A 23954-nucleotide genomic window follows, 5' to 3' on the forward strand; every position below is an offset into this window, starting at 1 on the left:
ACTTCACGGTTCCAAACACATGCTCCACCGTGCATCGCCTGAGTTTCATCTTGTCGCGGCTGTTGTCGATTCGGGTCTGCATGGTATCGAGCACACCTTCGTGTTCCCAGCGTCTGACTCTGCGTTGCTTCCCGGTTGTGCACTGCGATTTCTGTGGACAGGTCGTACAGTCTGAAGCGATGTAAACGTGGATATTCATGCCGTCTTCAATAGTCGAATGACTATAGCCCAGGCTCTGTCCTGCAGGGCATCTGTACGCGTTGTCTTTGGCGATATAGACGAAGTCCAGTTTGCTGTACCGGCCCTGTGCCTTGCTATTGGAGGTCATGGGCTTGGGGACGTAGGTATTGATGCCCTCCAGTTCACAAGCCCGTATCTCGGTGCTTTTGAAGTAACCCCTGTCTGCGATGGCTTCCAATGAATCATCTCCAGTTGCCTCGCGCGCCTTGAATGCCATATTGGCGAGTTGACCCCTGTCGCTACCGCTGGTGATTACGTCGTGGGCAACAACCAGATGATGTTTGGTATCTACAGCAGCTTGGACGTTGTACCCAACCAGACCCGTGCCAATTCTGCTTGAGACCATGGACCGTGCCTCGGGATCGGTCAGAGAGATTTGACCGTCAGGTTGTTGCGCCAGACGCTCGCCAATATCACGCAACTCCTGCATCTGTTTCTTGAGAAACGCGATCTTGTCTTGCAGCCGCTGCGTGTTCGTCTCTACTTCTGGCTGTTGAGTTCGGTCGGCCGTTTCCAATTCACGCATGTAACGTTCGATGCTCTCATCGACTTGCTTCATTCGTTGTTCCAGCTTGTGCTGCGTGAAGTTCTTGTCACGGTTGTTGACTGCCTTGAACTTGCTGCCGTCAATGGCCACGATGACCTGGGCAAACAACTTGAGCTGGCGACACATGGCTACAAACCGGCCGCACACATTGCGGATGCCAGTGCCATTGTTATGGCGGAAGTCAGCGATCGTCTTGAAGTCAGGTACCAGGCGCCCAGTCAGCCACATCAACTCCACATTGCGCTGGGCTTCGCGCTCCAGCCTCCGGCTGGACTGCAGACGATTGAGATAACCGTAGATGTAAAGCTTGAGAAGCATGGCTGGGTGATAGCCGGGCCGACCTGTTGCAGCAGGTTGCATTCTTTCAAAGCCCAGTTCAACCAGATTGAGTTCGTCTACGAAAACATCAATAACGCGCACCGGATTGTCTTCGCCAATGAAGTCGTCAAGGCACTCCGGCAGCAAGGTCACTTGGTTTCGATCACTGCCTTGGATGTATCGCGTCATCTTCCTGTCTCCATCAATGTCAGTACATTGATATCAACGCGAACCATGCCCTTTGGGACGACAGAATGAACGGGTTTTCACACAGGCTCGACTGGTTGCGGTCGCTGGGCTTCGATCGAGCGCCAATCTGTTCTATGCGGGCTCGGCCCAGGCGGCTACATTGCTCCACTCTTCCGAGCTTTTGAGCCGCTCTGCCGCAAGTCAGCCCGGGGCCACTAGCTTGCAGGCAGCTGGCGCCACTTGCCATCAAGCTATCGGTACGTCGAAGACAAAGCAGGTTGTAGTCGCATGAGCGTATAGCTTGCCTTTTTCGTCTTCGATACGGGCCTCTGCGGTGGCGATTTGTCGGCCAACGTGGATAACCGTGCCGACCGCACGCAACGGGCCGGTCTTGTGCGAGGCTGGCCGCACAATGTTTATGCTGAGTTCGGCCGTCGTGTAGGAACGCCCGGCCGGTAGCGTGGTTTGCACTGCACAGCCCAGAGCTGAGTCCAGGAGCGTGGCAAACCACCCGCCATGCACCGTGCCCAGCGGGTTGTAGTGCTGCAGCAGCGGGATACCTTGGACCACGGCGCGTCCGTCGCCCACCTCCAGCAACGTCATGTTCATGGTTTCGTTCATGGGTGGATACGGCAGCTCGCCAGACATCATGGCTTCGAGAATCTCTCGCCCGCTCTTGCCTGCGAGTTGCTCCATTCTGGCGAGACCAGGCTTGCCGCCGCCTGCAATCGAACGTTGCAGCGAAGCTACTTGCTGAACGCTCCAATCAATGGTCGGTGTTACGGTCATGAAATAATTCCGATAATTAGGTATGCCAGGTTCGGCAGAGCAAAGCCCGTTGAGTTCGGACCTTGACGTCAAAGCAGGGAACCGATTTCAGGCGAGTCCAAATGTTTTCCTGATACCTGCCCCTACCGGGCCAGCTGGCATGAAGCGGCGCAGTTTGGCCAAAAGAGAGGCCTCGACTTTAGGCGTACGGCGCATCTTCCACGCGCCCAAAGCGGCATCGACAATCGTGCTGGCGACCTCATCGGGCGCAGGTGCTTTTTGGACATTTTTTTGAATTGCCTGGGAAACCACGCTGCGCTCATCGTCATAGGCTGAAAGCTGGGAAACCGCATGAGGTGCATTGAGGTCCAGACTGGTCTTGGTGAAGGACGGCTCGACAAGTGCCACGCGGATTCCGAACTTGCGTACCTCATGATCCAAGGTCTCAGACATCCCCTCAACAGCATGCTTGGATGCTGAATAGAGCCCCATGTACGGAGCCGGAAGGAAGCCCAGCACTGAGCTGATGTTGACGATTCTTCCCGAACGTTGCTCGCGCATGTGCGGCAACACCGCTTGTGTTGTGCGCAAGATGCCAAAAACGTTGGTATCGAACAGCGACTGAGCCTCGGCAATCGACGTTTCTTCAGTCGCCCCGAGCAGGGTCACGCCTGCACTATTGACAAGCACGTCAATGCGCTTGGCCTCAGCGATGATGGTCTGGATTCCATGTTGTACTGACGCCTCGTCACGGATATCCATTTCGACCAGCACGACACCAGGTATTGACTGTGCTTTTGCAGTATTGCGTACGGTGCCGAATACTCGGCATCCACGCTTGACAAACTTCTCTGCGGTGACACGCCCGATGCCTGATGACACGCCGGTAATAACGACTACTTTAGAATTCGACATAACAGTTCCTTTTGCATGGGTGAATTGGGATGAACGGCAGTTCAGCTTTGCGAAGGGACTGGCTTGATCTTGAACCAGATGGAATACATCGCTGGCAAGAACACGAGGGTCAGAATCGTCCCTGCCAATGTGCCGCCGATCAGCGTGTAAGCGAGCGTGCCCCAGAACACCGAGTGGGTAAGCGGAATGAAGGCCAGGATCGCCGCCAATGCGGTCAAGACCACTGGTCGGGAACGCTGCACGGTTGCCTCGACAACCGCATGGAATGGACTCAATCCCGCCTGTTCGTTGTGGCGGATTTGCCCGATCAGAATCAGTGTATTGCGCATCAAGATACCCGACAGTGCAATCAGGCCGACCAGCGCATTGATGCCGAATGGCTGCTGGAACAGAATCAAGGTTGGCACCACACCGATCAGCCCCAACGGGCTGGTCAGGAAGACCATGACCATCGCGGAGATCGAGCGCACTTGAAAAATGATCATGAGCAGGGTTATCGCCAGCATGATTGGAAAGAGAGGCAACATAGCTTTTGTCGCTTTGCCTGATTCCTCGATGGACCCTGCCTCCTCGATGCGGTAGCCGTCAGGCAGCTTGTCCATGATGGGCTGGAGCTTCTGGGTGATGGCTGCTGACACATCCGGCGGCTGCAAGCCATCCGCGATGTCGCCCCGGACGGTGATTGTCGGCATGCGGTCGCGACGGCGCATGATTGGTTCCTCCATGCGCACGTCGACCTTACCCACCTGCGACAGGGGGATACGTTGCCCATTGGCGCCAGCCAGCGTGAAGTCCGCGATCTTGGCCGGATCAAGCCGGCTGTCGCCAGCCGAACGGGCCGTGACTTGCACTGTGCGAATGTCCTCACGGACGGCGGTGACGGGCACACCGCTGAGCAAGAATTGCAGTTGCTGCGCCACGGCGCTGGAGGTCAGCCCGACGGCCTGCAAACGGTCTTGCTGCAACGTGAAGTGCAGCATGGGCGTGCGCGTGCCCCAGTCAGCGTTGACTGTGCGCATCATCGGACTGGCATCCATGACCCGTTGCACATCAGTCGCGATACTGCGTAGCTTGTCCTGGTCCGGGCCAGTGACCCGGTAGGCGACCGGAAACGGCGAGTAAGGGCCGAATACGAGCTGGGTGACACGCACGCGCGCCTCAGAGGCGAGGCCGTCGGCGATTGCCTTGCGTAACCGGTTTTTCAATACCTCGCGCTCATCCTGGTTGTCAGTTCGGACCACGATCTTGGCAAACGACGGATCAGGCAATTCTGGTCCCATCGCCAAGTAGAAGCGTGGCGCGCCTTGACCAATATAGGCCGTGACGATCTTCGCTTCCGGCTGTTTAGCCAACCATGCTTCCACCTTCTCTGTAGCGGCGCTGGTCTGGCCGATCGAGGTGCCATAGGGCATCTGCACCTCGACCAGCACTTCGGGGCGGTCGGAGATCGGAAAGAATTGCTTCTTGACCACTGCCATGCCTAGCACTGCCACAACGAAAAGGCCCACTACAGTACCGGCGACCAGCCACTTGCGTGAAATAACGCGCTCCAGCACTTGGCGGAAGCGGTTATAGCGTGGCGTATCGTAGAGTGCATCGTGGCCGCCTTCGACTTTTTTGAGGTTGGGTAGCAGCTTGACACCAAGGTAAGGTGTAAAGACCACGGCGACCACCCAAGACGCGATCAGTGCGATGCCGACAATCCAGAACATGTTGCTGGTGTATTCACCCGCAGTGGAACGGGCGAAGCCATTGGGCATGAAGCCGACGGCCGTCACCAGCGTGCCCGAGAGCATTGGCGCGGCAGTATGGCTCCATGCATAGGCAGACGCGGCGATACGGTCGTAGCCCTCCTCCATCTTTACCACCATCATTTCGATGGCGATGATGGCGTCGTCCACAAGCAGGCCCAGCCCCAGGATCAGCGAGCCCAGCGTGATGCGGTCGAAGTTCTTTCCGGTCGCGGCCATCACGATGAAGACTGCCGCCAGCGTCAGCGGCACAGCCGCAGCAACGACGATACCCACACGCCAACCCATGCTCACGAAACACACCAGCATGACCACCAGCAGCGCGACAAAGAACTTGACCATGAACTCATCGACCGCCGAGCTGATATTGACGGCCTGGTCTGTGACCTTGGTCAGGCCCATACCCTGCGGCATGTCGGCGTTGATCGCACCGACCTCTTTATCCAGCGCCTTGCCCAAGTCTAACCCGTTCCAGCCATCGCGCATGACGATGCCCAGCAGCAGTGCGGGTTCGCCGCCATTGCGGATCATGAAAGTCGCAGGATCCTCATAGCCACGCTTGATCGTGGCGATGTCCGACAGTTTCAATGTGCGACCTTGCGCCACGACCGGCGTATCGCGGATCTTTTGCAATTGATCGAAAGCGCCGTCCAGGCGAATGAACACCTGCGGCCCCTTGGTTTCCACGGAGCCAGCCGGCGTTAGCGCGTTCTGATTATTGAGTGCGGCGAATACTTCCTGTGGGCTGACGCCCAGCGTTGCCAGGCGCTCATGCGAAAACTCGACATAAATGCGCTCAGGCTGCTCGCCAACGATGTTGACCTTCTTTACACCGGGCACGTGCAGCAGGCGCTGGCGCAACGTCTCCGCGTCGCGTACAAGCAGGCGCTGTGGTTCGCCCTTGGCCTTGAGGGCGAATAGGGCAAAGGTGACGTCCGCGTATTCGTCGTTGACCATCGGTCCGATCACGCCAGGCGGAAGGTTGTTTACCTCATCGCTGACTTTCTTTCGGGCTTGGTAAAACTCTCCCTGGACCTCCGAAGGTGGCGTACTGTCGAGCAAGGTCAAGGTGGTGAAGGCCAGGCCAGGTCTTGTGTAGGTCTCGGTACGTTCATACCAGCGCAGCTCCTGCATGCGCTTTTCGATCTTCTCGGCGACCTGGTCCTGCATTTCCTGTGCGGTGGCGCCTGGCCAGGCAGTCACGATGGTCATCACTTTGACCGTGAACGCGGGGTCTTCCGCCCGGCCAAGTTTGAAGAAGGAGATGAACCCGGCCAACGAGATCAGGCAGATCAGAAACAGGGTGACGGAGCGCTCGCGCACGGCGAGCGCCGACAGGTTGAAACGACCTTCGCTCATGGCCGCACCCCCACGGTTGTGGCGGCGACCTGGTCAGCCACACGGACCAGTTCGCCTTCATGCAGCAGATGAGTGCCGAGTGCGACTATCCGGTCATCTGGTTTGAGTTGACCTGCAATGTACGCGCCGTCGTCGTCCAGTCGCTGGACCGCGACCGCCCGCCAGGAAACCTTGGTCGGCTTGCCTTCGATGACCCAGACTCCCGAACCCTTACCCGCGTCGAACAGGGAGCCAATCGGTACCCACAAGCCGCCTTGTTCAGCGGGATGTGCGTCCGGGATCTGAACGGTGACCGTTGTGCCCAATGGGGCGTTAGACATCTCCCCGTCCAGCACATACCGCGCCTCGAAGGTACGTGTTAGTCGGTCTGCGGCATCCGAGAGCTGCCTGAGTTTGGTTGGAACGGTAACGCTCTCTTTGCCAAAGAGCGTGGCTTGGCCGACTGAACCGATGGCAGGGCGCAAGGTTTCCGGCAATTGGATGACGGCCTCGCGGCGTCCAGCATGGGCAACACGTACTACGACTTGCCCCGCGTTGACGACTTGACCGGGTTCGACCAGCGTTTCCATGACGACGCCATCGGAATCCGCCACCAGCTCCGTGTATCGGCTCGCGTTGCGAGCAACTTCGGCTTGGGCTTCGGTCGCATTGAGTTGGGCTTTGGCAGTATCTGCCGCAGCCTTGACCTGGTCGTAGGCTGAAGCCGATATCGCGCCTGTTCCGCGCAGGTCGCGGTAACGGGCTTCATCGTCCGCCGTTTGCTGCGCCCGTGCTCGGGCTGCGGCGACCGCTTCCTGTTGAGCATGAGCGGCAAGCTTCAGATCGACAGGGTCGATGCGCATGAGCGGTTGCCCACGCTTAACGGTTTGCCCCGCGTCCACAAGCCGCTCCAATACCTTGCCAGAGACCCGGAAACCAAGATCGCTTTGTACCCGAGCGGCTACGGTTCCGGTGAACGTACGTGATGCGGCGACCGCGCCCTGAATGGTAGCCGCACGTACCAACGGCGCTTCGGTACGTGGATCGGCTTGCGGTTTTTCGCCACAAGCGACCAGTGCAAACGGCAATGTAGATAGGGCGGCAGAGAAAACGAGGCGGCGGAGCATAGAAATCCCATAAAGAGCTAAACAGGATTTCTATTTTGGGACTAGTGACTAATTATGTCAATGGTCACTGTGATATTTGGCATTTATGGCGATAGACTGCGCAACACCAGATTAGATAGTTGTGCTGGAGCATCATCCGCCGAATCAAAGCTATGCTGCAAAAGCAACGGATTGAGATAGGGGCGAATGACCAAGTAAATCGCCGTCGCCGTTTCATCGAGCGGCGTTTTGCGCTCAAACTCCTCTGTCTCGCGCCCCTGGCGCAGGATGTCCTGCAGCATTGCCTGAATGCGCTCCTCAAAGGCGCGCACCGCCTCCCAACGCTCGGTGGCAGCCGAAGCCGCAATGTCATAGAGCTTGCGATCTTCAAAAAACAGGCGAAGGCATGACTCGACGCCTGTTTTGAACATGCGCCGAAGCTTCTCTGGCGGACGGTCGACTCCGTCAACAGCTGCTCTGACATCCGTTTCGATCTCGTGCAGGCAATTTGCGCAAATCAGTTCGCCAATGGCCTGCTTGGACTCGAAGAACTTATAAATATAGGCTTTGGAAAAGCCAATAGCCTTGGCAAGATCAGAGACGGTGGTCTTTTCGTAGCCGTACAGGCGGAAGTGCTCGGTAGCTGCGACAACAATTTGATCTCGCACTTCGTGATCGACTGGGCCTCGGGCTGGGCCCGGATTAGTGGTTGCTTTGCTCATATTCAACAGCTTACCTCTTCTGTTCGATTTGCACAACGAGTGACTATTTCATGATATAGTCACATCATGATTTCTCCCTTTCACGTCACGGAAGATACCCATGCTACTTAAACGAACTCTCTTCACGTTAGTCGTCGCCAGTCTTTCAGCGGGTTGCGCCGTCGGGCCAGATTACATTCGGCCCGACACGCCCATGCCAGATCGCTACCTTGGTCAAACGGCAGTTGAGCAACGGCATGCCAACGCCACAGCCGATTTCACTGTGTGGTGGGGAAGCTTTGGCGATCCACAATTGACCCACTTCGTAACGCTTGCGCTGGAGCAAAATTTGGATCTTGCACAGGCATCCGCTCGCGTCGCTCAGGCGCGCGCAGGACTCGGAGCCGCAAATGCCGCGCTGCTGCCTTCCGGCAACATCAATGCCCAGGGGGCACGAGCCTACCAGTCGGTTGAAACGCCATTGGGGCAAGTCTTGAATTCAAGGCCCAATTTCGATCGTTACGGCAACGCCTATGAGGCCAACCTCGGTGTAGGCTGGGAGCTGGACGTATTCGGTGGCGTGCGTCGCGGACGGGAGGCGGCACTGGCCGAGTATCAGGCGTCGGAGGCTGGTGCGGCGGCGACACGATTGGCGGTGGCGGCGCAGACCGCTGACATCTACATCAGTATACGTGGACTGCAAACTCGCCTAGATGTTGCTCACAGGCAGGTACAGACGCAACAGGAACTACTCTCAACTATCAATCTGCTTTATGGCAAGGGATTGGCAGCCGAACTTCAAGTGCGGCAGGTCGAGGGTGCGCTCGCCCAGGTGCGGGCATCGGTACCGGTCCTCGAAACAGGGCTGGATACAGCCATGAATGCGCTGGACGTGATGCTGGGCACACCGCCCGGTACACACAGGAAGGAGCTGGCAAATGCTGGCGTTATTCCGGTCGCTCCACAGATCGCATCAACCGGATCGCCAGGTGATTTGCTCAGGCGTCGGCCCGATCTGATCGTGGCCGAACGCCGTCTGGCTGCGTCGAACGCTCGTATCGGCATGGCAATCGCCGAGTATTATCCCAAGCTCTCCTTTAGCGGACTGATCGGCAGCGCGACATCGTTGTCTAGCGGCAACCTGTTCACCAGCGGCGCAAGTCAAGCCGCCGGCGTGCTGGGGCTTCGCTGGCGTCTGTTCGACTTCGGCCGCATCAACGCGCAAATTGACCTAGCCAAAGGCCAGGAAGCCGAGGCGCTAGCCGGTTATCGGCTCGCCGCGCTGCGTGCTACCGAAGATGTGGAAAACGCGTTCTCGGCCCTGGTAAAACGCGAGGATCAGGCCGACATACTCGGTCAGGGTGTGGATTCGCTCAGTCGAGCGAGAGGGGCTTCGTTTGCGGCATACCAAAAAGGGGTCGTCAGCCTAATCGAAGTCCTGCAAGCCGATGAGAATCTGCTACGTGCCTCCGACATGCGAGCGCAAGCGCAAACCGAATCCGCCCGCGCGGCGGTCGCGGCATTCAAGGCACTTGGCGGAGGTTGGCAACCCCAGGAATCCGAAGCGGTAGCTATCAGATAGCAAAGTATGCGCTAGCGGAGATGTAGGAGAATATATGGAACTTCGCCACCTGCGCTGCTTTGCCGCCGTCGCTGAAGAATTGCACTTTTCCCTTGCGGGCGAGCGATTGCGCATCGAGCAGTCGCCGTTGTAGCGGTCTATCAAGGAACTGGAATCCCACTTGGCCGCGCAGTTGTTCGAACGGACGACACGACGCACGCGGTTGACCTGGGCGGGTAGACCAATCCAGCCTGCCTTTCAAGCTGTGGTCGATAATTTGTGCGACATGCTGTGTGATTGCTCGGATTCGTTGATTGACAGCGTGTACTTGCACGGCAGCGTCGCGAGAGGTGACGCCACGATGGGCAGATCAGACTTGGATGTCACCTTGATTCTGACTCGCGAGCCTACATTGCAAGACAATCAAGCAATTGAATCTGTGCGCCTTTCACTGGAAAGTCGACACCCCGAAGTTACAAAGGTCGACTTCGATGTTGGGTACCTGGCAGACGTCCACGCTCCTGAGAATCTCTGTAAATGGGGTTTCTGGCTAAAGCATCATTGCCGATGCGTCTATGGCAATGATCTTTCGAACCAATTCGCTCTGTTTAAACCGTCCCGATTGATTGCAAGAGCGGTGAATGGAGATTTTCCTGATGTGCTGGCTGCCTACGCGCAAAGCATCGAGGCTGAGAAGAATGACATTTTGACCGAACGTCTCAAGAGAGGGGCATCAAGAAAACTCATTCGCGCTACCAACGTACTTCGCCTGGTCGATGCGTTATCCTGGCCTGAATCACTTGAAGAGCATGTCGATCATTTCCTGGTTATATATCCAGAAATGCAGCCACAAATTGCCTTTTTCCTTTGCCAGCAACAGGTGTCGGATAGCGACCAGGGCGATTTCGTCGAATGGCTGCGATTTTTTTCAGCATGGATGCAACGGCAGATATAACAAGCGCCGCGTATGGGCGGATACTCGAGAGTACGTCGATGCTCCCGGTAAGAGATTACTGATTTAGTGCGTACCAATCAGCAAGGCCATCATCAAGATATCCTCATATTTCTCGTCAAGAAATCTAGCGCTCCTCTTAATGCCCTCCTCAACGAAACCATTTTTTCGATAGAGCTCAATCGCCGCTGTATTACTGGCATACACCTCAAGTTCAATGCGGGCAATGCCATTCTTGACCGCTTTTCCAACAGCCTCAGCCAACAATGCTTTACCTACACCCTTACCGCGCCACGATTTAACGACCCCGATGCCAAGTCCGCCTGTGTGCCTGAAACCCAGGCGTGCGAAAGGGATAATGTCACACCATCCGATGACTTCATTTCCGTTCAACGCAACGAACTGTGCATGATTGTTCTTGATGTTGGTCGCGACAAAATCCTGTGCCCACTCAAGCGAGCGAGCTTCCGTTTGCCCCAAATGGATGCGTTCGCGAGCAACTGCATCGAGCGCTTCGCGAAATCCAGGTGCGTGTTCGAGATGGATTGGCTTGACTGTGAATATTGACTTTTCCACGGAGTGTTATGATTTTGAGGATGATTTATCGGGTTCCAGACTATTATGTCTGAACCAGTTTAGTTACCAAAGAGAAAAATTAAATTGGATGCCTAGTGGTCAAAGCCGTTGGCGCTGAACCAAGCGTTACTTTAATTGATGCAGTGAATCAGTAAATGTTTGAACGCGGACATCTGGCTGGAGCTACAACGCTACCCTGCAACCGCGCTCCTGATAGTGGCCATTTCCACTGGAATCCGTAAAATGCACATATACAGGAGGCAATCATGGAAATGAAACGCATCAATGCCGGAAAGCTACGTGCTATCGGATATGAACCGCGAGAGCGTACGTTGCGGGTCGAATTCGACGATGGAAGCGCAATAGATTATTCGGGTGTCGGGAACGAGGTCTGGCGTCGGCTCTCGACCACGGGTTCGGCGTGGAGCTATTACCGCGACAACATAGAAGATGAATTCACAGGCCGTCGAGGTGTCGCGCGCACCGAAAAGAAACCTACCCCCCTCGACGAACTGTTCAAACCTGCCAGCGACGATGCGGAACCTTAAACAACAGGTCGATATCATCTGCCCGCCAACGCGCTAGCAGCCCAAAACGATCATTGGCCGATGAAAACATTTTATTGAAACGACAAAGCGAGACTGGCGATGGCTAAGCGGCTGATGATAGAAGGACGTGTGCAAGGTGTCGGTTATCGCGCTTCCTTTGCCGATAAAGCAGTTGCCCTGGGTCTTTCCGGCTGGGTGCGCAATCGCCAAGATGGCTCTGTGGAGGCCTGCGTTCATGGCGAAGCGGCGGCGATCGAAGCCATCATCCTTTGGGCAAGGCAAGGCCCACCCGCCGCCCTGGTACGTAATGTGACCATTGAGGACGCTACGGAATCCGCACCTGCGGATGGGACATTCAAGATTTTCTGAAACAGTGAATGATTCAAAATCAGTCATTTTTTTCATAAAATCGTAGCGTTGATGCTGGTACTTCAGGCGCCTTTACAAGCTCAGCTACGTCCCTCATTTCATCTGTCTCAAATAAAGCTTGACCTAAAGTTTACTTGAACTTGTATTCTGGCTCTGAACGCAACTTGGAGCATCGTTCAAATCATTAAATTAGCAGCACGTTATTTACGCATCAAGAATTCAAGGAGCCGATATGGAAGCAAGTTTTTGGCATGAAAAATGGGAACGAGGTGAAATTAACTTTCATCAAAGTGAAGCAAACCCGCTACTGACAGAACATTTTGAAAAACTGAATCTGGTAAAAGACAGTCGTGTATTCCTGCCGTTGTGCGGCAAGACGCGTGATATTGCATGGCTGCTTGCGGGCGGTTATCGCGTTGCTGGCGCAGAATTGAGTGAACATGCCATTAACGATTTGTTTAAAGAGCTTGGCTTAGATCCGAAAATATCCAAAATCGGGAATTTGACCCGCTACAGCGCTAAAGATATCGACATATTTGTGGGTGATATTTTTGATGTATCAGCAGAACATCTTGGCCCCACAAACGCGATATACGATCGCGCTGCTTTAGTTGCGCTGCCCTCTGACACACGAGCGCAATATGCATCGCACCTGATAAAAATAACCGGCGCGGCGCCGCAGTTGCTGATCTCTTATGAATACAACCAACAGCTGATAGATGGCCCACCGTTCTCAGTTAACGAGGACGAAGTAAAGCAACACTATGGCGCTACATACCAGGTTAAATCTGTTGAAAGCAGGAATGTCGCGGGCGGATTAAAAGGAAAAGTTGCGTCAACGGAGACCGTTTGGCTGCTCCAAAAAAAACAATAAGTAACGTGCTAAAGCACAATAGTCAGTCAGGCAACCATTGTAAAACAAGCGATGGCACACACCCGAATTGTTCCAATGTTATATTTCAGGATTCCGTTATTCAGGCTTAATTCAAAAGGAAAACGATCATGGCAAACATAGCTTTTCTCGGTACCGGGTTGCTCGGAAGTGCATTCGCGGAGGCCGCCTCAAAACGAGGCGATTCGGTCACTGCATGGAATCGCTCTCAGGACAAAGTTGCAACCCTTGCACAGTTCGACGTGAAGGCAGCTTCAACGCCCGCCGAAGCGGTGCGATCTGCTACAAGGGTGCATATCGTGCTAAAAGATGACGCGGTGGTCGACGAAGTTATTGCGGCGGCCCGTAGCGGGCTTTCACCTGACGCGGTCCTGATCGATCACACCACGACATTGCCGACACTCACTGCCGAACGTGCCGAACGGTTGCGTGCAGCCGGCGTGAAGTATCTGCACTGCCCCGTCTTTATGGGACCGGCGGCCGCTCGCAGCGCTCAGGGCTCGATGATGGTCGCGGGGCCAAAAGCGCTGTTTGAATCGGTCCAGGCGGATCTCGCCAAAATGACCGGGCGTCTCGAATACATGGGCGAGCGCGCCGACCTTGCCGCGGCCAACAAATTGTTTGGAAATGCCATGATCATCGGCCTCTCCGCGACGATAGCTGACATCCTTACCCTGGCGCAGGCTAGCGACGTCAGTGGTGAGGACGCGATCAAGCTGCTTGGGCTGTTTGATTTGAATACGATGGTGGCGGGTCGCGGGCTGAACATGGCAAAGGGTAACTTCACCCCGAGTTTCGAGTTGGCGATGGCGCGCAAGGATGTCCGGCTGATGTTGGAAACCACAGGGAATCGGCCGATGGCGGCATTACCATCAGTCGCCGCCCGGATGGACCAGCTCATTTCAGCGGGACATGGCGCCGAGGATGCCAGCATCATTGGTATCGACGCAGTGCGGCGGCCTTGATTCCCTTGGTCCTTAGGCCGTTCACCAAAATATGCGCAGCGGATTATTGTCCGCTGCGTGCCTCCGAAAGCGCAATCGTCAGGTGCTGCACCTTCTTTTTCAATTGATCGCGCTCTTCGGCGAGTTCAGCAACCAATGATGTCAAACGGTGGATTTCAATCTGATCGGGCGTGGCGTCGCTCGGCGGCGGTTCGCGCTCTGGCTTGGGCGGCAGACGGGCCTCACGCACCTGCCTTGCTGCCTGGCGCAACTCCTTCTTGCCGCCGGCAACAGCCGCTATTTGCTCCTCGCTAGGCAAGGAAGCTACGGCAGCGGCCGCATTGATAGAAATAATGCCCGACTTGACGGCGCCAACCAGTTCAGGCGCGGCCGTCTTCTGGATTTTTTCAATCTGCCCCAGGGTCGCGCTGCTCATCCGCGCGGCACGCGCAACAACCTCCCGGGTCCATGGCGGCTCACTCTCGGACGGGGCAGAGACCTCAGTCCCGTCCGCTTCTGCGGGCGAGCGCTGGGATTGCGTCTGTGCCTGGCGCGCCGATACGATTTCTTTCTTGCGCAATGCAAGCACGCCGCGCTGAAAATCCGATACGCTGCGCCGCCCAAGGTGATTATCGATCATCCACAGATGCACATCTTCCATGGATTGAAACGTCTGGTTCTGCATGGTCTTGAACGGAATCTCATGCTTCTGGCAAATACCGTAGCGGTTGTGGCCGTCCACCAAGAGATCGCCCCACAACACCAGCGCGTCGCGGCAGCCTTCGGATAACAGGCTGCGTTCCAGCGCGGTATATTCGTCTTCGGTCAACGGATCGATATAGGCGCGGAGGTCTTCGTTGATGGTGATAGCGTTGGTGTTGGTCATTGATCAAAAGAAATAAAATGAGGGCGCAGGTAGTGTACGTACCCCTGCAATTTTACGCTAGACGCTAACTCCGCATTTTAAGAGTTCGTACGGAAATTGCGTATTGGCATTGAAGTTAGCGTTTGGCCGAGCACTAAACCTTCCCGGCAGGCATATCACCACCTTGCCACCTTGCTATTTCGATATTCACGGGCTAGTCTCGTATTGCAACAAGTAAAAGCACATCGGCGTGCTTTGCGGCACGTTGTTGATGCTGTTTATGGTGATACGCGCGCCGACAAAAATTTGATCGGACAAGGAGATCGGAATGACGTTAAATGTTGCGGAATCAGCTCAAGAATTGATCCTGATCGGTGGAATCGGCATCCGGTATCTCATTGACGGCACCGCCACTGGCGGCATGGGCGTCTTTGAATTGAGCGTGTCACCGAATTCCAATGTTCCGCCACCCCATAGCCACACGGACAACGAAGAGTGCGTGTATGTGTTGGAGGGCAAGCTTCGGTACTCGGTAGATGGCGCAGAGCGCGACCTGAGCGCAGGAGAGTGGATGTTCACGCCTCGCGGGTCAGTCCATCAATTCAGCAATCCGCACAGTGAAAAAGCCCGGGCGCTGATAGTGTTGACACCCGATATCGGCGCCCAGTATTTTCGCGATGTCGGTTCCATCTTCAATGCGGGCGGCCCTCCTGACCGGGAAAAGCTGCTTGGCGTCATGTCCCGATATGGATTGGTTGCGGCATCGAATTAGCATTTTTTTCCTGTCAAACGCTACCAGACAAAAGGCAGCAAACGGTAGCGAACCTTCCGGCAATAGTCTGCATATCCTGCCAAATTCTTCTGCAAAAATTTTTCTTCATCAAGAAGCCGCCATATAAGAGCCGGCACGAACAATATAAGAACGAACAGCCCCCACCACGAGCCAAGCGCCAGCGGCATGCCTATAAGCAGAGGAAATGCTCCGGCATACATGGGATGCCGCACGAGCGCGTATGGCCCGGTCGAAATCACCTTCTGACCTTCGGCTATCTGAATCGTGGAGGCCGCGTAGGTATTTACCTTGAGCACAATGAAAACCAGGAAAAAGCTGACCAGGATGAGTGCGTCTGCCGCCAGGGATATATATGCCGGCACCGGTGACCATCCGAAGCGATGATCGAATCCGGGAAAAACAAGCAAGCCGATAAACCCTGCCATCGCAAAAAACATCAGGATTTTTTGGACCGGTTCTTTTTCTGCAGTCGGCCCCGCGCTCATGCGCCGCTCAAGGAGCTTTGGGTTTTTGATCGCCAGGTATACCGTGATAGCCGTCGTGTCTCCCACAAAGACAGCCATGAACAACCAGCCCTGCCAGTAATCAATGGTTCCGGCGGATGTGAAAAGAAGAACCGCCATGACGATGGCGCCAAGCACGCTGGATCGAAATGCGCGAAAGTTCAGCCTATTCATTTTTCAATATTTCAATCCGGCCTGCCCCACTGGGCAGAAGTATTATCGTTATGGATTGCCCCGCATTGATATTCAACATAAGAACTCACTGCCGCAGCAACCATCAAGGCGATGGCTATAGCGCTCCAAAGTGTAGACTTCATATCTGCCACTCTTTCATCCTGTCGGATATACCATATTACGCTTCCTGGTTAAATACGCGTGGCCCGGCCATGCAAATCTCAAAATTGCTTTGCGAAGCTATCCGTGGCACGATCCAACACGATCGACTTTGGGTATTGATGACCGCCCTCTCTACAATTTCTACAATTGATAGCCAGACAATCCATATGACCATACTGACCACGCAGCGCCTGCGCCTTGAACCGTTCAACGACTCGCACCTGGCAGGGCTCAATGCCGTCAACCGCGATCCGGAAGTGATGCGCTACATTACGGGAAAACCGGAAACGCTTGAGAACACCGCTGCGGCGATTGCTCGCGTCAAGAAACGCTGGGCCGAATGGGGATTCTCCTGGTGGAGTTTTATCGAGCTTGAGACCGAAGAAATCATCGGCTCCGGTGCCATTCAATATTTAGGAGGGAATACTGCGAATCCATTGGAAATCGCCTGGCGTCTCCGCCAGGACAAATGGCGCCAGGGTCTTGCTTCCGAGGCGGCGCGCCGGATGGCTGCTTTCGCATTCGAGACGGTTGGCGGCGACAGCTTGTGCGCAGTATGCCATCAGGAGAACGCCGGTTCAGCGCGCGTCATGCAGCGCCTGGGAATGCAGTTTCAGGGTATCGAAAGATGGTATGACATGGATACCTCTGTCTACGCCATGACTCGCAGCGATTGGGAATCCGGCCATGGACAGGCTTGAAGCGATGCGCCTCTTCACCCAGATCGTTGATCTGGGTAGCTTTACCAAGGCCGCGGGATTGCTGGAGATTCCACGGGCAACCGCCACCCACGCCATGAAGGAACTGGAACAGCGACTCGGAGTACGGCTGTTGGAACGCACCACCCGCAACGTCAAGCCGACGCTGGACGGCCGAGGCTTTTACGAGCGATGCTGCCGGATCCTGGCGGACGTGGAAGATGCCGAAGCCTCCCTCGACATCAGCTCGGCAAATCCGACCGGTGTGCTGCGCCTGGGTTTGCACGGCACGCACGCGACCCAGATCATCTTGCCGCGGCTGGCTGAATTTCGGCAGCGTTATCCGCGGCTGGACATAGTAATCAGTAGCGGCGACCGGCTGGTCGATCTGGTCGGGGAAGGCATCGACTGTGTGGTGCGGGTCGGCGTACCCAAGGATTCTTCCCTGGTGGCGAAACGGCTCGCCTCCTTGCCTGAAGTTATCTGCGCCAGCCCGGAATACCTGGCCCGCTGCGGCACTCCCCTGCTCCCGGCAGACCTTGGCGCCCATCAGGCGGTCGGCTTTTTCACGCGCAATCATAATATTCAATATCCCTTCACGTTCCTGCAAGACGGTCAGGTAAAAGAATACAAAGCCGGCAGTTGGATAGCAGTCGACAACGCCGATAGCTACACCCAGTGCGCGTTACTGGGATTCGGCCTGATTCAGGTACCGTGCTTCCGGGTAGAAAAATACTTGCAGACAGGTCAGCTGGTAGCGGTATTGAAAGATCAAACCTGTCCCGAGCTGCCTGTTCTGGCGCTATACCCATCCCATCACCAGCTGGCACCCAGGGTCAAGGTGTTCGTTGAATGGGTGTCCAAAGTCTATGCCGACTATTTCTCCGCCTAGCGCTCCGCCTAGCGTTCCACCTAGGATCAATGCAGAGGTTCGTTGTTGCGTTCGTTGTTGCGTTCATTTTTGCGCGCTGGCCGGAAAGCCATGCATCGATGCACGCCACGTCATGAACCCGGCCAGCAGCAAGAGTGGCAACAGCGCCCATGGCAAGCTTGATGCCCCGTAGGTATCCAGCAGCAAACCACCCAGCGCACCGCCGCCGGCGATCGCCAGATTCCACACGGTGACCATCAACGCCTGGCCAACATCCGCCGCCTCGCCGGTCGCATTGGCAGAGGCAGCCTGGAACAAGGTGGGCACACCACCGAAGGCCAGCCCCCACACCCCGACGCTGATGAAGATTGCGGCCGGATTCAGATTCCAGACACCGAGCGCCACCGACGCCAGCATGAAGAGGGCAACGCTAAGCAGAACCAGGCGGCGTGACCAGCGGTCGATGCCGACGCCGATCACCCAGGTGCCAACAAACGCCATGACGCCAAAAACGAACAACACCAGATCGATGCGATCCGACATGCCCGGCGGCGCAAGGAATGGCGCAATGTAGGTGTATAGAATCGTATGGGCCAGCACAAAGGCGAAGGTGACGCCCAATATCGCTTTGACGCCAGGCATGCCGAACACCTTGGCAACCCTGAGCTGGCTGCTGGCAGCCTTGCCGGAAAAATCCGGCACCGCCGATTGCACCCAAACCAGCAGAATCAAGGTCAACAGGCTCATTACGCCAAACGTAAAGCGCCAACCAATCCAGCTAGCGAGCAAGGTACCAAGCGGAATGCCAAGCGACAACGCCAGTGGAGTGCCGATCATGGCTATCGCAATCGCGCGTCCCCTGAGTGAATCCGCCACCATGCGGCTGGCAAAACCGGCCAGCAGAGCCCACAGCAAACCTGCGAACACACCGGCAAACAAGCGTGCAACCATCGTCAGCACATAGTTGTCGGAGAGCGCGGTGATCGTATTCACGATAAAGAAACCGCCGATCGCGGTTTGCAGCAATGGACGCCTGCGCCAGCCGCGCGTAGCGGCAACCAGCGGGATAGCCGCCAGCAAGGAGCCGATGGCGTAAATCGTGACAAGCTGGCCGACCAGCGATTCCGATACCGCCAGATCCTTGCTCATCTGCGTCAACAAGCCGGCCGGCAAAGCTTCCGTGAGAACGGTGATGAATCCTGCCATCGCCAGCGCCAGCAGTCCTGCCAGTGGCAAACCGGTAGCTGCCGTGTTTGCCGCATCCGGCGCAATCGGCTCGATTGTTTGAAACTCGATGGCTTTCATGCTGACCGCTCTGTGATTTGCACAGCGGGTTGGCAGCCATAGACGGCATCTCGCACATCAGTCACGAAACGACCGGACATGCCCTCGTATAAGGTATTGGTAAAGGCAACCACGCTTAGGCCACGAGTACGGTCGACAAACCAAGAGTGGCCGTAGGCGCCGCCCCAGCGCCAGGTGCCGATCGACTCTGGCGAATTTGCTGCGAGCGGATCGCGCAACACAGAAAATCCCAGGCCAAAGCCAAACCCGGGCGCATTCGGAAGTTCCAGATCGCCTGTATGATTCTTTGCCATTTCATCGACCAGCGAGCGCGGCAACAAATCACGGCCGCCTTCACGCAACAGCTCGAGCAGCTGCAGAAAATCGCCGGCGCTGCCAATCATGCCGGCGCCGCCCGACGGGAACGCATGGGCTTGGAGCGCGCGCGCTGGCTGGTAGCGGATTCCCACTGCGCCATCGAAAGGCGAAACGGTATCGGTCTCGTGCATGCGTCGCGGCGGCATACCGTGGCTCACATCGTTCACGTAAGCGCTGCTCAAACGCGCCGGTTCCACCGCAAAAAAAGCGGTGTCGCGCAGAGCCAAAGGTGCAGTCACCAAGCTCTGCACAGCTGCACCCAACGGCAGTTGACAGACACTTTCAATTACTGCGCCAAGGATATCGGTCGCCAGCGAATATCCCCATGCCTTGCCCGGCTGATATTGCAGCGGCACGCTGGCGATGCGCCGTAGATTTTCAGCCAGCGTGATGCCGGATTCATCCATGCCGTCGGAAACGCCGGCCAGGGCATACGGACTGTTCTCATCGGCTTCAAAAAACCGGTAACCCAGACCCGCCGTATGGGACAGCAATTGCCGCACTGTGATTTGCGCTGCCTTGCCGTCCGCCAGACATGGCCGGAACTCGGGCAACCAGCGATCAAGGGTGTCGTCCAGCGCCAGCCGCCCCTGCCCCACCAACGTCATGGCCGCAACGGAAACGATGGGCTTGGAGACTGAAGCCAGCCGAAACAGCGCATCGTCATGCATCGGACGCATGGCCTCGCGATCGGCGAAACCTGTTGCACGGCGGTAGACCAGCTTGCCGTCCTGCGCAACCAGGACTACGGCGCCGACCAGCCGTTGCTCATGCAAAGCTGAATCCAGAGCAGCATCAAGGCGTTTTTGCAGTGCGGCGGATGATTCGAAAGGACTCAGGACTGGGATTCGTGTTGGCATGGTGGCTCCTTCTTTTGTGTGGTTGGCAAATGATAGGAGGCGGTCAATTAAAGATAAACTAGGCTATAGTTCCACTCTATAAGGACATAAATGTCCGTAATCGGAATGCATATGGAAAGCCTGAGTGGATTTGCGGTATTTGTCCAAGTCGCCGAAACGCGCAGTTTTGTCGCCGCCGGCCGCTTGCTGGGCGTCTCGGCATCGGCTGTCGGCAAACGCGTGGCGCGGCTTGAAGAGCGGCTCGGCGTGCGCTTGTTTCATCGCAGCACTCGCAGCATCACGCTGACATCGGAGGGAATGCTCTTTCTGGAGCGCAGCCGACGCGTACTGGCTGAAATTGAGGCCGCTGAACAGGAACTATCGCTTAGCACCGGAGCGCCGCGCGGACGCCTGCGCGTCAGCCTGCCGGCAGTCAGTTCGCTGGTACTGCCGGTGCTGGCGGACTTCATGCTGCAGTACCCGGAAATCGAACTGGATCTTGATTTCACCGACCGCAGTGTCGACGTGATCGAGGAAGGATTCGACGCCGTGGTGCGTACCGGCGAATTGAGCGATTCGCGCCTGTCAGCGCGTTTGCTTGGCTCTTTTGGCGTATTGCTGGCCGGTTCGCCCGACTATTTCGCACGGCACGGCACGCCGCGGAAACCGTCCGACCTTGCCAACCATGCTTGCCTGCATTACCGTTACCCGAATAGCGGCAAACTGGAAGTCTGGCCCCTACGTCGCGCGCCTGACGAAGCCGAAATCGTCCTGCCCACTTCCATGATTTGCAACAATATCGAAACCCGCGTCTGCTTCGCGCAACGCGGACTGGGGATCGCCTGCCTGCCCGACTTTGCCGCCCGCGACGCCATCGCTGACGGCCGCCTGTGCACGGTACTGGACGACTACGTCGAGCGCACTATTGCGTTTCGGGTGCTATGGCCGACCAGCCGGCATGCGTCGCCCAAGCTACGGGTGTTCATCGACTTTCTTGTGGCGCGGATGTTCGTGCAGGAAGCCGGTGAAAAAAAACATCCGGTCCAGGCGGGTAGCGCGCACCCGTCAACGACATTTCAGTCCTGACATCGACATCACACAGTATACTGTCTCACTTTGTATAGCTCTGGCCTTATCCGAAAGAAGACATCATGAACGCTTTACCACCATGCCCGAAGTGCAACTCCGAATTCACCTACGAAGACGGCGGCCTTTTCATTTGCCCGGAATGCGCCCATGAATGGTCGGCCCAGGCTGCTGCAGAATCAGGTGCAGACGGCGCCAAGGTTTACCGCGACGCAGTGGGTAACATACTGCAAGATGGCGATACCGTCACCGTGATCAAGGACCTGAAGTTGAAAGGCTCCGGCGGCGTGGTCAAAGTGGGCACCAAGGTAAAGAATATCCGCCTGGTCGACAGCGATCACGATATCGACTGCAAAATCGATGGTTTCGGCGCCATGAGCCTGAAATCGGAGTTCGTCAAGAAGGTGTAGTTGTGTGGGGAACGGTAGCTCTGCTCCCCAAGAGATAATCGGGTTTTCGAGTCGTCCAACAAAACGCCGCCTGCACACCCATGCCCAGACAAAATCCAGCACTGCATCGTATACACAAAGCCCCCATGACCGCGAAGCGCCTGCGGCTTCTTATCATCGGCGCAATAGTGTTGCTGGCGGCGCTGGGCTGGGGTCTGGTAATCATGCTCAAACCCGCGATCCAGCGCACGATTGTCATCACCGCCGGCGCCGATAAAGGCATCTATAACAGTTTTGCATTGCGCTACGCGCCACTCTTGAAGCGCGAAGGCATTACCCTGGATATCCGTAGCTCCTCCGGCTCGGTGGAAAATTACCAACGCCTGAAAGACCCCGATAGCGAATACGAAGTAGGTTTTATCCAGTCCGGCACCACGACCCCGACCGAAAACGACCAGCTGCAGACCATCGCTGCCGTTTCATATGAACCAATCTGGGTGTTTTATCGCGGCGACACGGTCATCAACCGGCTGGCGCAACTAAGCGGCAAACGGATTTCCATCGGCGTGCCGGGCAGCGGTCTGCTGAAAGTTTCGCGGGTTTTGCTGGGCCACAGCGGCATCAGCGCCGATAACGCTACGCTGCTGGAGATGGATGCCTACAAGGCTTATCAGAATCTTGAAAACGGCCAGCTGGACGCCGCATTTTTTATCGGCCGGCCGGATGCCGACATGCAGCAGACGCTGCTGAACAGCGATTTGAAGTTGATGAGCTTTGCACAGGCAGACGCGCTGGTGCTGAAGTTCCCGTCGCTCTCCAAGATCATTTTTCCGCGCGCCTCGACCAGCGTTGCCAACGATCTGCCGCAAGCCGACGTTACTCTGCTGGCCGCCACCGCACTGCTGGTTTCCAAGGATACCCTGCACCCTGCCCTCACTTACCTGTTACTGGAGGCTGCAAATTCGGCCCACGCCCGTGAAGATTACTTTACCCCGCGCGGGTCGTTCCCCAATCTGAATTCAGATGATTTTCCGATTTCCGATGAAAGCATTCGTTATTTCAAATCCGGCCGTCCTTTCCTGCAACGTTATCTGCCGTTCTGGCTGGCCAGCTTCGTCGAAAGACGCTTGCTGATCCTGCTACCCTTCATGGCCTTGTTATTCGGCCTGCTGCAAGCGTTGCCGCGCATGGTGGAAGCGCGCATGAAAAACCGTCTGGTGGTCTGGTATCGCGAGATCAAATCGCTGGAAGATGAAATATGGGCGACCAAAAACCCCACCAGGGAGCAAGTTGCGCAATGGCGCGATGATATCGAAAGCATTGACGCCAATGCCAGCCAGATACGTATCCCGCAACGTTATTTCCAGGATGTGTATGCGCTCAAACAAGCTATCCGGGTGGTGCGGGAGCGGATTCTCCAGGTAGCCCAAAAAGTCGGGTAATGAATTGATGTTGATTCGGCATGTTCCGACGCCCGGAAGTTGAATGTTCCTCCCGGGAAACTCGATGTCTGAGTTTCCCTCTGTTTTTGAGAGATTCAACATCCTGCTTTTAAAGAACGATGACTTACCCTGTTTCTTTGCTCGCAAAATTACCCCTCTGCAACTAACCCACCTTCCATTGCCGCGCAAACGCGGCAACACGTGCATGAGAGCTCTGATGCATTGAAGTTACGCCTGCATTGACAAGAAAGTTGCTCATTTTCACAAAGCCGTGAGATCGCATACAGCCCGGTAATCAAAACTTACAAGCGATACAAAACTGAATCACCTGCAGAGCGTAACGGGTGGCACCATAATTCTCATGTCATTCAATGAAAAGAGATCAACATGAAAAAGCTCATTAGCTTAGTGGTAATCGGAATTGTTCTCAGCACAGCATTATCCGGATGTATCGTCGTACCGGTTGGTGGTGGCGGTTATTATCACCATCGCGACTATTACTATGGTCGCTAATACGGCGCTCACTCAAAAGGTGTAGACATGAAACGTATTTATTTAGCTGCTGTACTTATCGCTATTAGTGCCAGCACTTTTGTATCAACGCAGGCCATGGCGCAAATCGGCGTTGACATCACCGTTGGGAGACCTCCGCCACCCCCAAGATATGAACCGGTTCCTCCGCCACGATATGGTTACGTGTGGATTCCCGGCTTCTGGGATTGGCGCCACGGCCGGCATGTGTGGGCTGAAGGTCA

Annotated in this window: 24 protein-coding genes and 2 pseudogenes; 15 read left to right on the plus strand and 11 right to left on the minus strand. The window is 56.0% G+C overall.

The features are described 5' to 3' along the window. The 6 genes from BM029_RS06795 to BM029_RS06820 all read right to left on the minus strand — a co-directional run. Positions 1 to 1294 (minus strand): IS1182 family transposase (locus tag BM029_RS06795; RefSeq protein WP_092433889.1); only part of this gene is annotated, 1294 nt, incomplete at its 3' end. A 246-nt stretch (positions 1295 to 1540) separates the two neighbouring features. Then, complete coding sequence (locus BM029_RS06800; RefSeq protein WP_092433895.1) at positions 1541 to 2083, minus strand: PaaI family thioesterase; 543 nt, start codon at positions 2081 to 2083, stop codon at positions 1541 to 1543. Positions 2084 to 2170: 87 nt separating this feature from the next. After that, the gene (locus BM029_RS06805; RefSeq protein ID WP_092433898.1) at positions 2171 to 2977 is read right to left on the minus strand and encodes an oxidoreductase; all 807 of its coding nucleotides are present in this window, start codon (positions 2975 to 2977) and stop codon (positions 2171 to 2173) included. A gap of 41 nt (positions 2978 to 3018) precedes the next feature. Then, positions 3019 to 6087, minus strand: a complete 3069-nt coding sequence (locus BM029_RS06810; RefSeq protein ID WP_092433901.1) for an efflux RND transporter permease subunit — start codon at positions 6085 to 6087, stop codon at positions 3019 to 3021. Beyond that, positions 6084 to 7193 (minus strand): efflux RND transporter periplasmic adaptor subunit, encoded by a 1110-nt coding sequence (locus BM029_RS06815; RefSeq protein ID WP_092433903.1) that lies wholly within the window; start codon positions 7191 to 7193, stop codon positions 6084 to 6086. Before BM029_RS06815 ends, BM029_RS06810 begins: the two co-directional genes overlap by 4 nt. 83 nt (positions 7194 to 7276) lie before the next feature. Next, positions 7277 to 7894, minus strand: coding sequence for a TetR/AcrR family transcriptional regulator (locus BM029_RS06820; RefSeq protein WP_061542328.1), 618 nt, complete (start codon positions 7892 to 7894; stop codon positions 7277 to 7279). Between the two features lie 100 nt (positions 7895 to 7994). Between BM029_RS06820 and BM029_RS06825 the strand changes: the two genes are divergently transcribed. The 3 genes and pseudogenes from BM029_RS06825 to BM029_RS06830 all read left to right on the plus strand — a co-directional run bounded on the left by BM029_RS06825 (position 7995) and on the right by BM029_RS06830 (position 10389). After that, positions 7995 to 9455: an efflux transporter outer membrane subunit gene (locus BM029_RS06825; protein ID WP_092433906.1), complete on the plus strand. Its 1461-nt coding sequence runs from the start codon at positions 7995 to 7997 to the stop codon at positions 9453 to 9455. Between the two features lie 34 nt (positions 9456 to 9489). Next, positions 9490 to 9675: pseudogene (locus tag BM029_RS25565) on the plus strand (LysR family transcriptional regulator); the annotation flags it as partial. 45 nt (positions 9676 to 9720) lie between these two features. Next, complete coding sequence (locus BM029_RS06830; protein ID WP_139217206.1) at positions 9721 to 10389, plus strand: nucleotidyltransferase domain-containing protein; 669 nt, start codon at positions 9721 to 9723, stop codon at positions 10387 to 10389. Positions 10390 to 10452: 63 nt separating this feature from the next. On the opposite strand, the gene BM029_RS06835 is transcribed toward BM029_RS06830, so the two are convergent. Further along, on the minus strand, positions 10453 to 10962 hold the full coding sequence (locus tag BM029_RS06835; protein WP_211482450.1) for a GNAT family N-acetyltransferase: 510 nt from the start codon (positions 10960 to 10962) through the stop codon (positions 10453 to 10455). A 266-nt stretch (positions 10963 to 11228) separates the two neighbouring features. Between BM029_RS06835 and BM029_RS06840 the strand changes: the two genes are divergently transcribed. From BM029_RS06840 to BM029_RS06855, 4 genes are all read left to right on the plus strand, one after another. Next, positions 11229 to 11510: a KTSC domain-containing protein gene (locus BM029_RS06840; protein ID WP_092433911.1), complete on the plus strand. Its 282-nt coding sequence runs from the start codon at positions 11229 to 11231 to the stop codon at positions 11508 to 11510. A gap of 99 nt (positions 11511 to 11609) precedes the next feature. Next, the gene (locus BM029_RS06845; protein ID WP_092433917.1) at positions 11610 to 11879 is read left to right on the plus strand and encodes an acylphosphatase; all 270 of its coding nucleotides are present in this window, start codon (positions 11610 to 11612) and stop codon (positions 11877 to 11879) included. A 232-nt stretch (positions 11880 to 12111) separates the two neighbouring features. Then, positions 12112 to 12753: a thiopurine S-methyltransferase gene (gene tmpT, locus BM029_RS06850; protein ID WP_092433920.1), complete on the plus strand. Its 642-nt coding sequence runs from the start codon at positions 12112 to 12114 to the stop codon at positions 12751 to 12753. Positions 12754 to 12881: 128 nt separating this feature from the next. Beyond that, a complete protein-coding gene (locus BM029_RS06855) occupies positions 12882 to 13736 on the plus strand; it encodes an NAD(P)-dependent oxidoreductase (protein WP_092433922.1) in 855 nt (284 codons plus the stop codon). 43 nt (positions 13737 to 13779) lie between these two features. On the opposite strand, the gene BM029_RS06860 is transcribed toward BM029_RS06855, so the two are convergent. Continuing rightward, on the minus strand, positions 13780 to 14601 hold the full coding sequence (locus BM029_RS06860) for a ParB N-terminal domain-containing protein (protein WP_092433925.1): 822 nt from the start codon (positions 14599 to 14601) through the stop codon (positions 13780 to 13782). Positions 14602 to 14908: 307 nt separating this feature from the next. Here BM029_RS06860 and BM029_RS06865 point away from each other — a divergent pair, with 307 nt between their 5' ends. Next, complete coding sequence (locus tag BM029_RS06865) at positions 14909 to 15352, plus strand: cupin domain-containing protein (protein ID WP_092433927.1); 444 nt, start codon at positions 14909 to 14911, stop codon at positions 15350 to 15352. 20 nt (positions 15353 to 15372) lie between these two features. Here the strand turns inward: BM029_RS06865 and BM029_RS06870 are convergent, their stop codons facing one another. Further along, complete coding sequence (locus BM029_RS06870) at positions 15373 to 16050, minus strand: methyltransferase family protein (RefSeq protein ID WP_092433930.1); 678 nt, start codon at positions 16048 to 16050, stop codon at positions 15373 to 15375. Between the two features lie 329 nt (positions 16051 to 16379). Between BM029_RS06870 and BM029_RS06875 the strand changes: the two genes are divergently transcribed. After that, the gene (locus tag BM029_RS06875; protein ID WP_092433933.1) at positions 16380 to 16913 is read left to right on the plus strand and encodes a GNAT family N-acetyltransferase; all 534 of its coding nucleotides are present in this window, start codon (positions 16380 to 16382) and stop codon (positions 16911 to 16913) included. Then, positions 16900 to 17802, plus strand: a complete 903-nt coding sequence (locus tag BM029_RS06880; RefSeq protein WP_092433937.1) for a LysR family transcriptional regulator — start codon at positions 16900 to 16902, stop codon at positions 17800 to 17802. The genes BM029_RS06875 and BM029_RS06880 overlap by 14 nt, the downstream gene beginning before the upstream one ends. Positions 17803 to 17865: 63 nt before the next feature. Here BM029_RS06880 and BM029_RS06885 read toward each other — a convergent pair whose 3' ends face one another. Both BM029_RS06885 and BM029_RS06890 read right to left on the minus strand, forming a co-directional pair. Then, a complete protein-coding gene (locus tag BM029_RS06885) occupies positions 17866 to 19086 on the minus strand; it encodes an MFS transporter (protein WP_092433940.1) in 1221 nt (406 codons plus the stop codon). Beyond that, positions 19083 to 20303, minus strand: a complete 1221-nt coding sequence (locus BM029_RS06890; protein ID WP_092433945.1) for a serine hydrolase domain-containing protein — start codon at positions 20301 to 20303, stop codon at positions 19083 to 19085. Before BM029_RS06890 ends, BM029_RS06885 begins: the two co-directional genes overlap by 4 nt. A 111-nt stretch (positions 20304 to 20414) precedes the next feature. Here BM029_RS06890 and BM029_RS06895 point away from each other — a divergent pair, with 111 nt between their 5' ends. The 5 genes and pseudogenes from BM029_RS06895 to BM029_RS26555 form a co-directional block, all read left to right on the plus strand. Continuing rightward, on the plus strand, positions 20415 to 21368 hold the full coding sequence (locus tag BM029_RS06895; protein WP_092433949.1) for a LysR family transcriptional regulator: 954 nt from the start codon (positions 20415 to 20417) through the stop codon (positions 21366 to 21368). A gap of 65 nt (positions 21369 to 21433) precedes the next feature. Next, positions 21434 to 21778: a zinc ribbon domain-containing protein YjdM gene (locus BM029_RS06900; RefSeq protein WP_092433950.1), complete on the plus strand. Its 345-nt coding sequence runs from the start codon at positions 21434 to 21436 to the stop codon at positions 21776 to 21778. 125 nt (positions 21779 to 21903) lie between these two features. After that, complete coding sequence (locus BM029_RS06905; RefSeq protein WP_244544947.1) at positions 21904 to 23199, plus strand: TAXI family TRAP transporter solute-binding subunit; 1296 nt, start codon at positions 21904 to 21906, stop codon at positions 23197 to 23199. A gap of 387 nt (positions 23200 to 23586) precedes the next feature. Then, complete coding sequence (locus tag BM029_RS26445) at positions 23587 to 23712, plus strand: hypothetical protein (protein ID WP_092414880.1); 126 nt, start codon at positions 23587 to 23589, stop codon at positions 23710 to 23712. A 96-nt stretch (positions 23713 to 23808) separates the two neighbouring features. Next, a pseudogene (locus BM029_RS26555) lies at positions 23809 to 23949 on the plus strand (hypothetical protein); the annotation flags it as partial. Positions 23950 to 23954 lie beyond the last annotated feature (5 nt).

Origin of the sequence: Collimonas sp. OK607 (assembly GCF_900111995.1) — a bacterium.
Classification (GTDB): Bacteria; Pseudomonadota; Gammaproteobacteria; order Burkholderiales; family Burkholderiaceae_D; genus Collimonas.

Excerpts from the sequence above, each read along its gene's own strand:
- BM029_RS06800 (WP_092433895.1), bottom strand. The coding sequence starts at position 2,083 with ATGACCGTAACACCGACCATTGATTGGAGCGTTCAGCAAGTAGCTTCG.
- BM029_RS06805 (WP_092433898.1), bottom strand. The coding sequence starts at position 2,977 with ATGTCGAATTCTAAAGTAGTCGTTATTACCGGCGTGTCATCAGGCATC.
- BM029_RS06810 (WP_092433901.1), bottom strand. The coding sequence starts at position 6,087 with ATGAGCGAAGGTCGTTTCAACCTGTCGGCGCTCGCCGTGCGCGAGCGC.
- BM029_RS06815 (WP_092433903.1), bottom strand. The coding sequence starts at position 7,193 with ATGCTCCGCCGCCTCGTTTTCTCTGCCGCCCTATCTACATTGCCGTTT.
- BM029_RS06820 (WP_061542328.1), bottom strand. The coding sequence starts at position 7,894 with ATGAGCAAAGCAACCACTAATCCGGGCCCAGCCCGAGGCCCAGTCGAT.
- BM029_RS06825 (WP_092433906.1), top strand. The coding sequence starts at position 7,995 with ATGCTACTTAAACGAACTCTCTTCACGTTAGTCGTCGCCAGTCTTTCA.
- BM029_RS06830 (WP_139217206.1), top strand. The coding sequence starts at position 9,721 with ATGCTGTGTGATTGCTCGGATTCGTTGATTGACAGCGTGTACTTGCAC.
- BM029_RS06840 (WP_092433911.1), top strand. The coding sequence starts at position 11,229 with ATGGAAATGAAACGCATCAATGCCGGAAAGCTACGTGCTATCGGATAT.
- BM029_RS06845 (WP_092433917.1), top strand. The coding sequence starts at position 11,610 with ATGGCTAAGCGGCTGATGATAGAAGGACGTGTGCAAGGTGTCGGTTAT.
- tmpT (WP_092433920.1), top strand. The coding sequence starts at position 12,112 with ATGGAAGCAAGTTTTTGGCATGAAAAATGGGAACGAGGTGAAATTAAC.
- BM029_RS06855 (WP_092433922.1), top strand. The coding sequence starts at position 12,882 with ATGGCAAACATAGCTTTTCTCGGTACCGGGTTGCTCGGAAGTGCATTC.
- BM029_RS06860 (WP_092433925.1), bottom strand. The coding sequence starts at position 14,601 with ATGACCAACACCAACGCTATCACCATCAACGAAGACCTCCGCGCCTAT.
- BM029_RS06865 (WP_092433927.1), top strand. The coding sequence starts at position 14,909 with ATGACGTTAAATGTTGCGGAATCAGCTCAAGAATTGATCCTGATCGGT.
- BM029_RS06870 (WP_092433930.1), bottom strand. The coding sequence starts at position 16,050 with ATGAATAGGCTGAACTTTCGCGCATTTCGATCCAGCGTGCTTGGCGCC.
- BM029_RS06875 (WP_092433933.1), top strand. The coding sequence starts at position 16,380 with ATGACCATACTGACCACGCAGCGCCTGCGCCTTGAACCGTTCAACGAC.
- BM029_RS06880 (WP_092433937.1), top strand. The coding sequence starts at position 16,900 with ATGGACAGGCTTGAAGCGATGCGCCTCTTCACCCAGATCGTTGATCTG.
- BM029_RS06885 (WP_092433940.1), bottom strand. The coding sequence starts at position 19,086 with ATGAAAGCCATCGAGTTTCAAACAATCGAGCCGATTGCGCCGGATGCG.
- BM029_RS06890 (WP_092433945.1), bottom strand. The coding sequence starts at position 20,303 with ATGCCAACACGAATCCCAGTCCTGAGTCCTTTCGAATCATCCGCCGCA.
- BM029_RS06895 (WP_092433949.1), top strand. The coding sequence starts at position 20,415 with ATGGAAAGCCTGAGTGGATTTGCGGTATTTGTCCAAGTCGCCGAAACG.
- BM029_RS06900 (WP_092433950.1), top strand. The coding sequence starts at position 21,434 with ATGAACGCTTTACCACCATGCCCGAAGTGCAACTCCGAATTCACCTAC.
- BM029_RS06905 (WP_244544947.1), top strand. The coding sequence starts at position 21,904 with ATGACCGCGAAGCGCCTGCGGCTTCTTATCATCGGCGCAATAGTGTTG.
- BM029_RS26445 (WP_092414880.1), top strand. The coding sequence starts at position 23,587 with ATGAAAAAGCTCATTAGCTTAGTGGTAATCGGAATTGTTCTCAGCACA.